We start from the raw sequence: 13,022 nt of genomic DNA on the forward strand, positions 1-13,022 counted from the left end.
TGCTCTTTTCGCGCGCGACGCAGCCGCTTGCCGAGTCAGGTCTAGGCGGCTGCGGCGAGGCGCGGCGGCGCGATCTCCCCGGCCCGATGACAGGCGACATAGTGCTCGGGCCCGAGCGCGGTCGGGATTGGTGTCTCGCTGCGGCAGACGTCGGCGGCGAAGGGGCAGCGCATGGCGAAGCGGCAGCCCGGCGGCGGATCGACCGGGCTCGGCGGCTCGCCCTTGACCAGGTAGTCGCGCTTGAGCTGGTCGCGCAGCGGCCCCGGCGGCACCGCAGCCGCGATGAGCGACCACGTGTAGGGATGGCGAGGCGCGGCGAACAGCGTCCGCTTCGGCGCCTGCTCGACGATCTTGCCGAGATACATCACCGCGATCTGGTCGCAGATGTGCTGCACGACGCCGAGGTCGTGCGAGATGAACACGTAGGTCAGCCCGCGCTCACGCTGCAAGCGACGCAGCAGGTTGAGGATCTGCGCCTGGATGGCGACGTCGAGGGCGGAGACCGCCTCGTCGCAGACGATCAGATCCGGCTCGGGCGCCAGCGCGCGGGCGATGCAGAGCCGCTGCCGCTGGCCACCGGAAAACTGATGCGGAAACAGATCGGCGGCCTGCGGCGGCAGGCCCACCTCGCTAAACAGCGCCGCAACGCGCTGCTCCCGCTCCCGGCGGGTGCCGATGCGCAGCAGATCGAGCGGCTCGCGCACGAGGTCGCCGGCCCGGCGGCGCGGATCGAGCGAGGAGAACGGATCCTGGAACACCATCTGCACATGCCGCCGCGCCCGGCGCAGCCCCTCGCCGCGCAGCTCCAGCACGTTCTGCCCGCCGATCACCACCTGTCCCGCCGTGGCCGGCACCAGGCGCAGGATCGCCTGGGCGGTGGTGGACTTGCCGGAGCCCGACTCGCCGACGATGCCGAACGTGGTGCCGCGCTCGACGCGGAAGCTGACGCCGTCGACGGCGTGGACCATGGGCGGCTTGCCCCACCGGCCGCTCCGGCCGGCGGCAAAGTGCACCACGAGGTCGTTGACATCGAGCAAGGTCGTCACCGGCCGATCTCCTCGTGCCGCCAGCAGGATACGGCCGTGTGGGCGCCGTGCGGGGCCAGCGGCGGCTGCGGCCGCGCCCGGCACACCGGGGCGGCCTGGGCGCAGCGCGGCAGAAAAGCACAATCGCTGCCGCGCGCGCCGAGCGGCGGCACCATGCCCGGGATCTCGTCCAGCTCGTCCGCGACGGTCGCCTCGTCGGCTCCCAGGTGCAGGCGCGGCACGCACGCCATGAGCCCGCGCGTATAGGGATGGGCGGGCCGGCCGATGATGTCCGGCGTCCTGCCCGCCTCGACGCAGCGGCCGGCGTAGAGCACGGCGACGTCGTCGGCGAGCTCCGCCACCGCGGCGAGGTCGTGGGTGATCAGCACGATGGCCGTCTCGGTCTCGTCCTGCAGCGTGCTCAGGAGATCGAACACCTGCGCCTGCACCGTCACGTCGAGCGCCGTCGTCGGCTCGTCGGCGATGAGCAGCCTGGGCCGGCACGCCAGGGCCATGGCGATCATGACACGCTGGCGCATGCCGCCCGACATCTCGTGCGGGAAGCTCGCGGCCCGCCGCTCGGGGGCCGGGATCTGCACCGCCCTGAGCAGCCCGACCGTCTGCGCCCAGGCATCGGCGCGCGTTGCGCCGCGATGGCGGCGCAGCACCTCGGCGATCTGGTCCCCCACCGTGTAGAGCGGGTTGAGCGCGGTCATCGGCTCCTGGAAGATCATCGACATGCGGTTGCCGCGCAGCGCCCGCAGCCGCGCCGGCGCCGCGGCGAGCACGTCCTCACCCTCCAGCAGGATGCGCCCGCCCGTCACCGAGAAGCCGCCGGGCAGCAGGCCCAGAATGGCCAGCGCCGTCATGCTCTTGCCGCAGCCGGATTCCCCCACCAGCGCAATGGTGCGGCCCTGCTCCACCGCGAACGACAGGTTCTCCAGCACGGGCACCGGGCCGCGGGCGCCCTGCAGGGCGACGTTGAGCCGGTCGACCTCAAGGATGGGATGCGCCATGGCTCAGCTCCGTCGCCGCAGACGCGGGTTGATCGCGTCGTTGATGCCGTCGCCGATCAGGCTGACGGCGAGCACGGCCAGGAAGATCGCCGCCCCCGGAAACATCACCGCCCACCACGCGTCGAGCACGTAGTTGCGGTTCTGGCCGAGCATGAGGCCCCAGCTCATGGTGTTGGGATCGCCCAGGCCCAGGAAGCTCAGGCCGCCCTCGAACAGGATGGTGACGCCGATCGCATGGGTCGCCGAGACGATGATCGGCGGCAGGGCGTTGGGCAGCAGCACCCTCAGGATCAGGTAGGCGTGGCCCGCCCCGGCCGCGCGCGAGGCCTTGATGAAGTCGAGGTTGCGCAGGCGCAGGAATTCGGCGCGGGTGAGCCGCGCCGGTGCCGTCCAGCCCACGATGCCGATGGCGACGGTGATGGTCGCCAGCTTCTGGCCGAACAGGGTGACCAGCACCATGGCGAACAGCAGCGCCGGCAGGATCTGGAAGAACTCGGTGATCTTGATGAGGGCCTTGTCGACGGCGCCGCCGAAGTAGCCGCTGAGCGCGCCGACCGTAACGCCGATCAGGATGGTGATCAGCGCGGCCACGCCGCCGACCGCGAGCGTGGCCCGACCGCCTTGCAGCAGTCCGGCGAGCACGTCGCGGCCGAGATAGTCGGTGCCGAGCGGCGCATCGGGCTCGGGAGCCGTGAACGGCAGCCCGACGATGTCCATGGGATCCACGCCGTAGAGGCGCGGGCCGATCGCTGCGGCCACGACGATGATCAGGAGCAGCACGGCGCCGACGACGCCCGACGGGCTCCTGGCGAACTGGCGCAGCGCCACCCGGGCGGGCGACGGCGACGCCGCGGCCGCTTCGGCCGGCGCGGCGGCCACCGGCGACACCTCGACCGCGCTCATCGCGCCGCCCCCCGGATGCGCGGATCGATCAGGCGATAGACCAGGTCGGTCACGATGTTGGCGGCCATGACGATGACGGCGGAGAAGAACAGCACGGCGAGCAGCGTCGGGTAGTCGCGGCGCAGGATGGAGTCGAACACCAACCGGCCCATGCCCGGCCAGCTGAACACGGTCTCGACCAGCACCGCGCCGGCGAGCAACTGGCCGAACTGCAGGCCGACGACGGTGACGATCGGGATCAGGACATTGCGCAGCGCGTGCTTGCCGACGACGGTGCGCTCCGGCAGGCCCTTGGCCCGCGCGGTGCGGATATAGTCCGCGTGCATCACGTCGATCATGTTGACGCGGGCGAGCCGGCTGTACTGGGCCACGTAGATGAGCCCGAGCGTCGTCGCCGGCAGCACCAAGTGGCGCGCCACGTCGAGCGCATAGGCGAGACCCGTCTTGGGATGCACCACGTCGGCCATGCCCGAGACCGGCAGGACCGGCCAGATCGAGCCGAACAGCAGCAACAGCATGAGCCCGGTCCAGAACACCGGCGCGGCGTAGCCGGCGAGCGAGAGCACGGTGACGAGCTGGCTGAACCAGCCGTTCGGCCGGCGGGCGCTGATCACGCCGAGCGTGGTGCCGACCACCACCGCCAGCAGCAGCGCCGACATGACCAGCAGCAGCGTCGCCGGCAGCCGCTGCATGATCAGATGAACGACCGGCTGGTTGAAGTAGAACGAGTAGCCGAAGTCGCCGCGGGCGACCTTGGCCAGGTAGGTCACCAATTGTTCGCCGACACTGCGGTCGAGCCCGTAGCTCGCCCGGATCTGGGCGAGGACTTCTGCCGAGGCCCCGCCCATCTCGCCGGCGATGACCTGCGCCGGGTCGCCCGGTGCCGCCTGGATCAGCAAAAAGTTCAGGACGACGACGGCGAGCAGCAGGCCCAAGGCGTTGGCGAGCTGTCGCAGGAGGGTCGAGGCGAGCGCCATGGGCGGAGACCGTGCGTTGCGGCGGGATTGAGTTCGGACGTGCGGGCCCGAGGAAGCAAGACCCGGTCCCGCACCTGCCGCCCTGGCGGCGGTGCGGCCTGCGTCAGTTCTTGGGCGGCTCGGCCCAATACAGCTCGTCGAGCGGCGACATGATGCCCCAGATCGAGGTGGGCAGCCCGGCCAGCCCCTTGCTGAAGGCATTGTAGTAGGGCGCAACGTTGACGAAGAAGATCGGCGCATCGTCGACAACGATCTTCTGGAACTCGGCGTAGAGCGCCTTGCGCTTGTCCGGCGAGCGCTCCTGCGCCGCCGCCTTCAGCAACTCATCGACCTTGGGATTGGCGTACTGCTGCGTGTTGGACCAGATCACGCCTTTGCGGATATTGGAGCTGAGGTAGGTGCGGTCGACGCCGATCACGGGATCGCCCCAGTTGAACACGGTGTCCATGGTCAGGTCGAAATCGAACGAGGAGACGCGCTGGGCCCAGGTGGGAAAATCGGGCGCGGCGCGCACCTCGAGGGTAATGCCGGCCCGCTTCAGCGCCGAGCGCAGGTATTCGGCGACGTTGCGCTGCTGCTCGTCGCCGCCGGGGATACAGTCGATGGTCAGGGTGAAGCGGCTGCCGTCGGCGCCCTTCGGATAGCCCGCCGCGTCGAGCAGCTCCTGCGCCTTGGCCAGGTTGAACTTGTAGGTCTCGACGTCGCCGCTGTAGAGGGGCGTGCCGGGCGTGATCGGGCCGGTGGCCGCCTGCGCCTTGCCGCCCATCAGCTTGGACGTGATGAAGTCGCGGTTGGCCGCGTAGGCGATGGCCTGGCGCACGCGCACGTCGTCGAGCGGCTTCTTCCTGGTGTTGAAGGCCAGCCAGTTGATCGGCCCGACCCCGGCAAACCCCTTGTCCGTCAAGGTGATGCCGGGCGCCTTCTGCAGTCGCTCGATGTCGCGGACGCCGGTGACGAACGGCAGGATATTCACGTCGCCGCGCTCCAGCGACACGATCGCCGCGTTCGGATCAGCGATGATGCGCACCACGATCTTGTCGAGCTTCGGCCGGTCCGCAATGAAGAAGCGGTCGAACTTCTCCAGCGTGAAGTATTCGCCCTGCTTGTAGTCGGTCAGCTTGAACGGGCCCGAGCCGACCGGCTTGACGTTGGCCGGATGGGTCTTGATGTCGGCGCCGTCGCCATAGACGTGCTTGGGCAGGATCGGCATCAGCGCCGGCGACATGGCCAGCAGCAGCGCCGGATGCGGATGCGAGAGGCGGATCACCGCGGTCAGCGGATCGGGCGTGTCGATCTTGTCGACCGCCGCCAGCATGGACTGGAACGGATGGTTCGCCTTGATCGTCATGATCGAGAAGGCGACGTCCTCGGAGGTGATCGGCTTGCCGTCGTGGAAGACCGCGTTGGGCACCAGCTTCAGGGTGATCGACAGCCCGTCGGGCGCGACCTCCCATGACTGGGCGAGGTAGGGCTGCGGGTTCCAGTTGTCGTCGTAGCGCAGCGGGCTGGCAAAGATCTGCGTGCTCGGCATCGCCGTCGCCAGGCCCGATTGGACCGCGCCGTTGAAGTGGCGCGGCTGCTGGGTGGTGCCGATCACCACCGTGCCGCCGCCGGCCGCCCACGCAGGCGCCGGCGCGACCGCCGTCGCCGCCAGCATCGACGCCGCCACGCCGGCGAAAACTGTGGTCCTCAGGAGCATCGTCGCATTCCCTGTTCTGGAAGGTCGCAATTTGAGGTCGGCAGTCTGCGCTGCCGTTCAGGTTGATTACCGCCGGCCGGGACAGCCGCCGCCAGGGCGCCGTCGAGGATGCGGTCCAGCTCGGCCGCCGGCGGCAAATCGCGGGTGCCGATGCCGACCAGTGTGATCGCCGACGCCGCCGGGGCGGTCCCGCCCTCGCTGAGCGACCAGCGGCGATCGACCAGCTGCAGCAGGCGGGAGCCGGCCTGGCCCGCGATGGCGCACGCGCCCTTCAAGCGCAGCAGTTGCGGCGGCAGCGCCGCCAGGGCCGACGGGAGGGCGGTCGCGTCGAAAGCGCCGTCGCGGCTGTAGCACCAGCGCCGGAACGCTTCCTCGTGATCGGCGGCGGACGCCTGGGCGCGGAACGTCGAGCCGTTAGCCCGCGCAGCGAGCAGCTCGAGGCCCGCGTCGCCATACACGGCCGGCACGATGGCGACGCCCGGACGCAGGGCGGCGACGGCGGCCCGGGCCTCGGCGAGCGCGGCGGCCGCGGCCAGGTCGACCTTGTTCAGCAGCACCACGTCCGCCTGGGCGAACTGCCGGCGCACGGTTTCGCCGACCTTGGCATCGTCGACCAGGCCGGCGATGCGCACCGCATCGGCCACGACCACGACGGCGTTCAGCGCCAGGGTTGGATCGACCAGTGCGATCTCGGCGATGCGCCAGGGATCGCCGACCCCGCTCGCCTCGATCAGCATGTGGTCGAAGTCGCCGGCGCGGTCGAGCACCCGACCGAGCGTCTCGATGAAGGCCGTGCCGATGCTGCAGCAGACGCAGCCGTTGGTCAGCGTCATGGTGGCGCCGTCGTGGGCGGCGATGAGCCCCGCGTCGATGTTGATGGCGCCGAAATCGTTGACCAGCACCGCGTAGCGCCCTCCGCCGCGGGCGAGCAGGCGGTTCAGCAGGGTCGTCTTGCCGGCGCCGAGGAAGCCGCCGACGACCGTGAGAGGGAGCTTGCGCGGCGCCGGCGTGGTCACGCGCGGGGCGCCTGATGGACCTCGCCGCCGACCACCGTTCCCCACACGCCGACGTCCTTCAGCGTGGCGGGATCGACGGCGAGCGGGTCCTCGTCGAGGACGGCGAAATCGGCGAACTTGCCGGCTTCGATCGAGCCGACCAGATGGTCCAGCTTGAGCGTATAGGCGGCCCCGATGGTGACGGCGGCCAGCGCCTGCTGCACCGTCAGCCCCTCGGTGTCCTTGCCGAGGATGCGGCCGCCCGAGGTGCGGCGGTTGACGGCGCACCAGGCGGTGAACAGCGGCGACAGTGGCGTCACCGGCGCATCCGAATGGATGGCGTAGGGCACCCCGACGCGCTCGGCCGTGCCCGTCGCGTCGAGGCGCGCCGCCCGCTCCGGGCCCATGGTCAGCTCGTAGTGGGCATCGCCCCAGTAATAGACGTGGTTGGCGAACAGGTTGACGCACACGCCGAGCGCCTTCATGCGACGGAACAGCGCCGCATCGGCCATCTGGCAGTGCTGCAGCGTATGCCGGTGATCCGGCCGCGGCGTCGCGATCAGCGCCGCCTCGATGGCGTCCAGCGCCACCTCCGTGGCCTCGTCGCCGTTGGTGTGGATATGGAGCTGGACCCCGGCGCGATGGTAGGCGTCGACGATGCGCGGCAGCTCGTCGGGCGCCACGTACCAGAGGCCGTTGGACGCGCCATTGTGGTAGCCCGGCCAGCGCAGGCGTGCGGTGAAGCCCTGAATGGAGCCGTCGACGACGATCTTGACGATGCCGAAATGCAGCTTGTCGCTGTTCGTCGCCTTGAGCGCTGCTACCTTGGCCACGCCCTCCTCCGGCGCAACGAAGGCGGAGGCGAGCGCCGGCACCAGGCGCACGCTGAAATCGGCCCGATCGGCCGCGCGGCGATAGACGTCGAGCGTCTGCGCGGCGAGCTCGTTGTGCAGGTCGGTGATCGTCGTCACCCCCTGCACGCAGGCGGAAGCCGCGTACCGCATCGCGTCGGCCTCCTTAAGGTCGCCGGCGAGCGGATTGACGCCGAGCACGCGGAAGACGCGGAAGCGCGCAGCGATGCCCTGAACCTCGCCGGTCAGGTCCCCCGCCTCGTCCTTGACGACGCCGTCGATGTTGGTCGTGCGGTCGAAGCCGGCCCGCTCCAGGACGATCGAATTGACGTTGGAAATGTGGAAGCTAGCGTGCACCACCATGATCGGGCGCACCGTCGAGACCCGGTCGAGATCGTGGCAGGTGAGCTGCCGGCCGCCGATATGCAACGGGTCGAAGCCCCAGGCGAACAGCGGCGCCGCTGGATCGCTCATGGCGGCCTCGGCGGCCGCCAGGCGCTCGATGATCGCCTCGACGCTGCGCGCGCCCTCCACCAGCCGGCCCTCGGGCGAGCGGCGGTCTCCGGCCCCGACATAGGGCAGCGACCACAACATGCCTTCCATGATGTGGCTGTGGCCTTCGACGAACCCCGGCAGCAGCACCTTGTCCTGGAAGCGCGCGTCGAGCTCCGCGCCGGCGATGCCGCGCAGCTCGTCCTCGCTGCCGACGGCAAGGATGCGCCCGTCGCGAACCGCCACATGGCTTGCCACCGGACGCGACGGATTCATCGTCACGATGCTCCGGGCCGAATAGATCACGGTTCGCGCGCTCACCTGGTCCCCCGCTCAATGCACCGGCATCTCGCCGCCGTCGCCTCCGCGCCGCTGCGGCACAGATCCCGGTGACCAGCAGCGTGATGCGGAGCGGCAGAGCGAACTAGCGCCAGATCGGGCGGACGCATGGAGCCAGCGCGACCACGACGCCACGATGCTGGCGCGCTTCTTGCGTTTCGTGAGACTGAGATAAGATGCGGACGGCCGCCCGGAGCACGTCCCGCCCATGGATCGCTTCTTGATGCATCAACCCGCCGACGTGGTGGATCGCTCACGGCCCGACGACGAACCCAGCCGCATCGGCCGGCCCCACGACAGCAACGAGGCCCTGTTCTGGGGCGCTCTGTTCCCCGACCTCGACCGGTCGGGCGCGTCGCTGCAATTGCAGATCCGCCAGGCGATCGTCACGGCCGTGGAGGCGGAGCGCCTGCTGCGGGGCACGCGCATGCCGTCGAGCCGCGATCTGGCCGCGCTGCTCAAGGTCTCGCGCAACACCATCGTCATCGCCTACGAGCAACTCGTGGACCAGGGGGTGCTGGTCTCACGCGAGCGCAGCGGCTTCTTCGTCAGCAGCTCGGCGCTCGAGGTGGACGCGCCTGAAGCGGCGCCCCTGCGCACGACGGGCGAGCCCGTCGGTGACGGCATCTGGTCCACCCGCTTCGCCCTGCGCCCGTCGGCCTTCCGGAACATCGTCAAGCCGCTGGACTGGCAGGACTATCCTTACGCCTTCATTTACGGCCAGTTCGACCCGGGCCTGTTTCCGACCAACGATTGGCGGGAGAGCGCCCGCGCCGCGCTCAGCGTGCCCGAGATCAACAATTGGGCACGCGACATGATCGATGAGGACGATCCCGCCCTGGTCGAGCAGCTGCGCATGCAGGTGCTGCCGCGCCGCGGCATCCGGGTGCGGGCCGACGAGATCATGATGACCATCGGCGCCCAGCAGGCCCTGTTTCTGCTCGCCCAGCTGTTCACCGGCCGCACGACTCGCGTCGGCGTCGAGGAGCCGGGCTATCCCGACGCACGCAACATCTTCCGTCTGATGACCGACGACGTCGTGCCCTTGCGCCTCGACGGGGACGGCGTCGTCGCCGACGAGCGCTTCCATCGCTGCAACGTGGCCTACGTCACCGTCGGCCACCAGTGCCCGACCACCTCCGTCATGCCGCTCGCCCGCCGCAAGGAGCTGCTGGCCGCGGCGCGGGCGCATGACGTCGTGCTGATCGAGGACGACTACGAGGCCGAGCTGATGCCGGAGCAGGAGGAGCTGCCGCCGCTCAAGAGCCTCGATACCGACGGCCGCGTCCTCTACGTCGGCAGCCTGTCGAAGGCGCTGGCGCCGGGCCTGCGCCTCGGCTACGTCGTCGCGCCGGCTCCGGTCATCCGCGAGCTGCGGGCGCTGCGGCGGCTGATGCTGCGCCATCCGCCGCTCAACAACCAGCGCGTCGCCGCCCTGTTCGTCGGCCTTGGCCACTACCGCACGCATCTGCGGCGGACCTCCCAGGTGCTGCGCGAGCGTGCCAGCCTCCTCGACGAGATCCTGCCGCAGCATCTGCCCGATTGCAGCTTCGCGCGCGGCCCCGGCAGCACCAGCTATTGGATCGAATGCCCCTCGGGTTGCGACGCCAACTGGCTGGTGGGCGCCGCGAGGGCCGAAGGCGTCCTGATCGAGCCCGGCGACGTCTTCTTCATGGACCAGCGCAACCGTGGCCGCTTCGTGCGGCTTGGCTTCTCCTCGATCCCGACGCACCGCATCGAAGCGGGGATCAAGCGCCTCGGACGCCTGGTCGGCCGCCGCGGCTGAGGGGCCCCTCACGTCAGAGCAGCTCGCCGAAACCCTTGGCCGCACTGCCCAGCGCGATGATGGCCAGGGCGGCAATCGACACCCAGCGATAGGTTTGCTCCGTGCCGCGGGCGAACAGGCGCTCGCCGATCCACGTGCCCAGCCACATGGTCGGCAGCGAGGCGGCAGCCAGGAGGATCGCCTCGATGCTCGCCAGCCCGAGCCAGATCACGCTGGCCGTGGCCGCGATCGAGGTGGCGAAGAAGAAGACCAGCAGCGAGGCGCGGGCCATGGCGCGGCCGAGCGGCACCGAGGTGTAATAGGCGACGGCGGCCGGCCCCGGCATGCCGGCCAGGCCGTTGCTGAGGCCAGCGGCGAAGCCGACCAGCGTGGTCGGCACCGCGCCGGGGACCGCAGCCAGCGTGAAGCCGCGGCCGAGCGCGAGCACCGCCGCCAGGGCCAGCGCCGAGATGAGGATGCGGGCGAGCGGCGGCGAGACGACGCTCAGCACCATGGCGCCGAGGGGCGAGCCGACGACGGCGCCGAGCGCCAGCCAGCGGATCGACGACCAGTGGCAGCGTCTCGAGACCTGCGGAAAATCGACGATGCTGCCGAGCAGCTGGAGCGCCACGGCCACCGGCACGGCGCGCGCCGGCGCCATGAACAGGCTCATCAGCGGCACCGCCGCCAGCATGAAGCCGAAGCCGGTGAAGCCGCGCACGACGGCGGCAGCGAAGACGGCGGCGGTGAGCAACGCGAGCAGCCCGGGCTCGTGCAGCAGGCCGACAGCCGACTGGCCAACGTGGGCAACGACGTCCTGCACCGCAGCCCCGTCAGCGCATGTCGATGACGACCGTCTTCTTGCGCGTGAAGTGTTCGAGCATGGCCTCGAGCGAGGCCTCCTTGCCCAGGCCCGATTTCTTGAACCCGCCGTAGCTCAGGTTCGGCTGGATGGTGAGGTTCTGGTTGACTTGCACGTAGCCCGCGTCGAGCCGCTGCGTGGCCCGCAGCGCGGCCCGGAGATCCGCTGTCCACACCGAGGCGGCGAGGCCGAAGGCGCTGTCGTTGGCGGCGGCGATCACGGCCCCCTCGTCCCGCCAGGCCTGGATGCAGACGACGGGGCCGAAGATCTCCTCACGCATCAACCGGCTGTCCTCCGGCAGGCCGGTGAAGATCACGGGCTGCACGAACAGCCCGCGCGCCAGATGCGGCTGCTCCGGCAGCCGGCCGCAGACCATGGCCCGAGCACCGGGAGTCGCCCGGCCCTCCTCGATATAGGCTTCGATCTTCGCCTTCTGGCGCGCCGAGACGATGGTGCCGATGTCGGTCGCCTCGTCGAGCGGATCGCCCATGCGCAGGGCCTCGAGCGCCTGGCCGAGGCCGGCGACGAATGGCTCGACCAGATCGGCGTGGACGTAGATGCGGCTCGCCGCGGTGCAGCTCTGGCCCTGGCGGGTGAAGCGCATGCCGGCGACGGCGCCGGCAACGGCGCGCGGCAGATCGGCATCGGGATAGACCAGCATCGGGCTCTTGCCGCCAAGCTCGAGGCTGACCGGGATGATCTTGCGCGCCGCCGCGGTGTAGATGGCTTCGCCGACCGCCTGCGAGCCGGTGAAGGTCACCTTGGCCACGTCGGGGTGGGCGACCAGGGGAGCACCGCAGGCCGCGCCGGTGCCGCAGACGACGTTGAGGACGCCGGGCGGCAGCAGCTCGGCGACGATCCGCGCCGCCTCCAGGGTGGCGAACGGCGCCTCCTCCGAGGCCTTCACCACGACGGTGTTGCCGGCCACCAGCGCCGGGCCGATCTTGAGCATCATCAGCACCAGCGGCACGTTCCACGGCAGGATGGCGGCGACGACGCCGAGCGGCTCGCGGGTGGTGAAGGACAGCATCGACGGGTGGAACGGCAGCGTCTCGCCCTTCAGCTCGGACGCCAGGCCCGCGTACAGGGTGAGGATGTCGATGGCCGCGGCCAGTTCGCCGCGGCATTCGGTGCGGATCGCCTTGCCGGTCTCGAGCGCCAGCAAGGCGGCCAGAGGCTCGGCCGCTGCACTCAGCCGGCGGGCGCCCTCCCCGATCAGCCGCCCGCGCTCGCGGGCCGGCGTCGCCGCCCAGGCCGGCAGGGCCGCCTTGGCCGCAGCCACGGCCTCCTCGACCTCGGCCGCATCGCCGGCCGCCGCCGCCGCAACGGATGCAAGCGTGGCGGGATCGAGCACCTCCAGGGTGGCGGCGGCGGCGACCAGGCCGCCATCGATCAGGTGGCGGCTGGCGAGCCGGGAGAGCATCGCCTCGACGGCGACGGCGTTGGCGGGCGTGGTGCGGGCGGCGAGCTGGGTCATGCGGCGCACCATGCGCGCTGCCATCCACGCGCGAAGGTCCAGATCACGGCCAATCGTTGGGCCACATGGACGCCTAACGATGGTGCGAACCACCCTGGCCGGGGATTTGCCGCCAACTGGCCCTAAGCCGCGGCCGGAGCCGCTGCGATGGTGCGTCGACCAAGGAGCACACGGCCGCCCACTCGGCCGCTCGACGCACGGGAGCACCGATGTCCGACCTCGATGCGCAGCGCCTTGCGCTGCTGGAGGAGCTGTTTGCCGCATTCAACCGCCACGACGCCTCCGGCGTCATGGCCTGCATGACGCCGGACGTGGTCTTCGATGCGGCGGCCGGGCCGGAGGCCTGCGGCCGCCGCATCGCCGGGGCCGATGCGGTGCGCGCCGCCTTCGAGAAGACCTGGACGGATATGCCCGACGTGAGCTGGCAGACGACCAGCCACCGCGTCTTCGGCGATCACGGCCTGTCCGAATGGACCTTCCGCGCGACCTTGGCGGACGGCCGCCGCATCGAGGCGGAGGGCTGCGACCTCTTCACCTTCGCCGGCGCCGCCATCGCCCGCAAGCGCGCCTTCCGCAAGGACCGGCCGCCGCTCGCGGCGCTGTGAGCGCGAGCCTTTGACC

General features: G+C 70.6%; 11 protein-coding genes. 2 read left to right on the forward strand and 9 right to left on the reverse strand.

Annotation, left to right across the window (positions count from 1 at the left end):
- Positions 1-41: 41 nt before the first annotated feature.
- From ACZ5PO_RS36970 to ACZ5PO_RS37000, 7 genes are all read right to left on the reverse strand, one after another.
- A complete protein-coding gene (locus tag ACZ5PO_RS36970) occupies positions 42-1,046 on the reverse strand; it encodes an ABC transporter ATP-binding protein (protein ID WP_464187909.1) in 1,005 nt (334 codons plus the stop codon).
- A complete protein-coding gene (locus ACZ5PO_RS36975; RefSeq protein WP_464187911.1) occupies positions 1,043-2,041 on the reverse strand; it encodes an ABC transporter ATP-binding protein in 999 nt (332 codons plus the stop codon). The genes ACZ5PO_RS36970 and ACZ5PO_RS36975 overlap by 4 nt, the downstream gene beginning before the upstream one ends.
- 3 nt (positions 2,042-2,044) lie before the next feature.
- The gene (locus ACZ5PO_RS36980; RefSeq protein ID WP_464187913.1) at positions 2,045-2,944 is read right to left on the reverse strand and encodes an ABC transporter permease; all 900 of its coding nucleotides are present in this window, start codon (positions 2,942-2,944) and stop codon (positions 2,045-2,047) included.
- Positions 2,941-3,921 (reverse strand): ABC transporter permease, encoded by a 981-nt coding sequence (locus ACZ5PO_RS36985; RefSeq protein ID WP_464187915.1) that lies wholly within the window; start codon positions 3,919-3,921, stop codon positions 2,941-2,943. The genes ACZ5PO_RS36980 and ACZ5PO_RS36985 overlap by 4 nt, the downstream gene beginning before the upstream one ends.
- Positions 3,922-4,024: 103 nt before the next feature.
- Positions 4,025-5,620, reverse strand: coding sequence for an ABC transporter substrate-binding protein (locus ACZ5PO_RS36990; RefSeq protein WP_464187917.1), 1,596 nt, complete (start codon positions 5,618-5,620; stop codon positions 4,025-4,027).
- Positions 5,611-6,636, reverse strand: a complete 1,026-nt coding sequence (locus ACZ5PO_RS36995) for a CobW family GTP-binding protein (protein ID WP_464187919.1) — start codon at positions 6,634-6,636, stop codon at positions 5,611-5,613. The genes ACZ5PO_RS36990 and ACZ5PO_RS36995 overlap by 10 nt, the downstream gene beginning before the upstream one ends.
- Positions 6,633-8,234, reverse strand: coding sequence for an amidohydrolase (locus ACZ5PO_RS37000; protein ID WP_464197194.1), 1,602 nt, complete (start codon positions 8,232-8,234; stop codon positions 6,633-6,635). The genes ACZ5PO_RS36995 and ACZ5PO_RS37000 overlap by 4 nt, the downstream gene beginning before the upstream one ends.
- A gap of 286 nt (positions 8,235-8,520) precedes the next feature.
- Here ACZ5PO_RS37000 and pdxR point away from each other — a divergent pair, with 286 nt between their 5' ends.
- Positions 8,521-10,083, forward strand: a complete 1,563-nt coding sequence (gene pdxR, locus ACZ5PO_RS37005; protein ID WP_464187921.1) for a MocR-like pyridoxine biosynthesis transcription factor PdxR — start codon at positions 8,521-8,523, stop codon at positions 10,081-10,083.
- A 13-nt stretch (positions 10,084-10,096) separates the two neighbouring features.
- Here the strand turns inward: pdxR and ACZ5PO_RS37010 are convergent, their stop codons facing one another.
- Both ACZ5PO_RS37010 and ACZ5PO_RS37015 read right to left on the reverse strand, forming a co-directional pair.
- Entirely contained in the window at positions 10,097-10,885 is a 789-nt protein-coding gene (locus ACZ5PO_RS37010) for a TSUP family transporter (RefSeq protein WP_464187923.1), read from the reverse strand.
- 10 nt (positions 10,886-10,895) lie between these two features.
- Positions 10,896-12,401, reverse strand: a complete 1,506-nt coding sequence (locus ACZ5PO_RS37015; RefSeq protein ID WP_464187925.1) for an aldehyde dehydrogenase family protein — start codon at positions 12,399-12,401, stop codon at positions 10,896-10,898.
- A gap of 209 nt (positions 12,402-12,610) precedes the next feature.
- On the opposite strand from ACZ5PO_RS37015, the gene ACZ5PO_RS37020 reads away from it, so the two are divergent.
- Positions 12,611-13,006, forward strand: a complete 396-nt coding sequence (locus ACZ5PO_RS37020; RefSeq protein WP_464187927.1) for a nuclear transport factor 2 family protein — start codon at positions 12,611-12,613, stop codon at positions 13,004-13,006.
- Positions 13,007-13,022 lie beyond the last annotated feature (16 nt).

The organism is Chelatococcus sp. KU-N122, assembly GCF_055391085.1.

What these genes read in the sequence shown, in the direction of transcription:
- ACZ5PO_RS36975 (WP_464187911.1), bottom strand. Translation starts at nt 2,041, where the DNA reads ATGGCGCATCCCATCCTTGAGGTCGACCGGCTCAACGTCGCCCTGCAG.
- ACZ5PO_RS36980 (WP_464187913.1), bottom strand. Translation starts at nt 2,944, where the DNA reads ATGAGCGCGGTCGAGGTGTCGCCGGTGGCCGCCGCGCCGGCCGAAGCG.
- ACZ5PO_RS36985 (WP_464187915.1), bottom strand. Translation starts at nt 3,921, where the DNA reads ATGGCGCTCGCCTCGACCCTCCTGCGACAGCTCGCCAACGCCTTGGGC.
- ACZ5PO_RS36990 (WP_464187917.1), bottom strand. Translation starts at nt 5,620, where the DNA reads ATGCTCCTGAGGACCACAGTTTTCGCCGGCGTGGCGGCGTCGATGCTG.
- ACZ5PO_RS37000 (WP_464197194.1), bottom strand. Translation starts at nt 8,234, where the DNA reads ATGAATCCGTCGCGTCCGGTGGCAAGCCATGTGGCGGTTCGCGACGGG.
- pdxR (WP_464187921.1), top strand. Translation starts at nt 8,521, where the DNA reads ATGCATCAACCCGCCGACGTGGTGGATCGCTCACGGCCCGACGACGAA.
- ACZ5PO_RS37015 (WP_464187925.1), bottom strand. Translation starts at nt 12,401, where the DNA reads ATGACCCAGCTCGCCGCCCGCACCACGCCCGCCAACGCCGTCGCCGTC.
- ACZ5PO_RS37020 (WP_464187927.1), top strand. Translation starts at nt 12,611, where the DNA reads ATGTCCGACCTCGATGCGCAGCGCCTTGCGCTGCTGGAGGAGCTGTTT.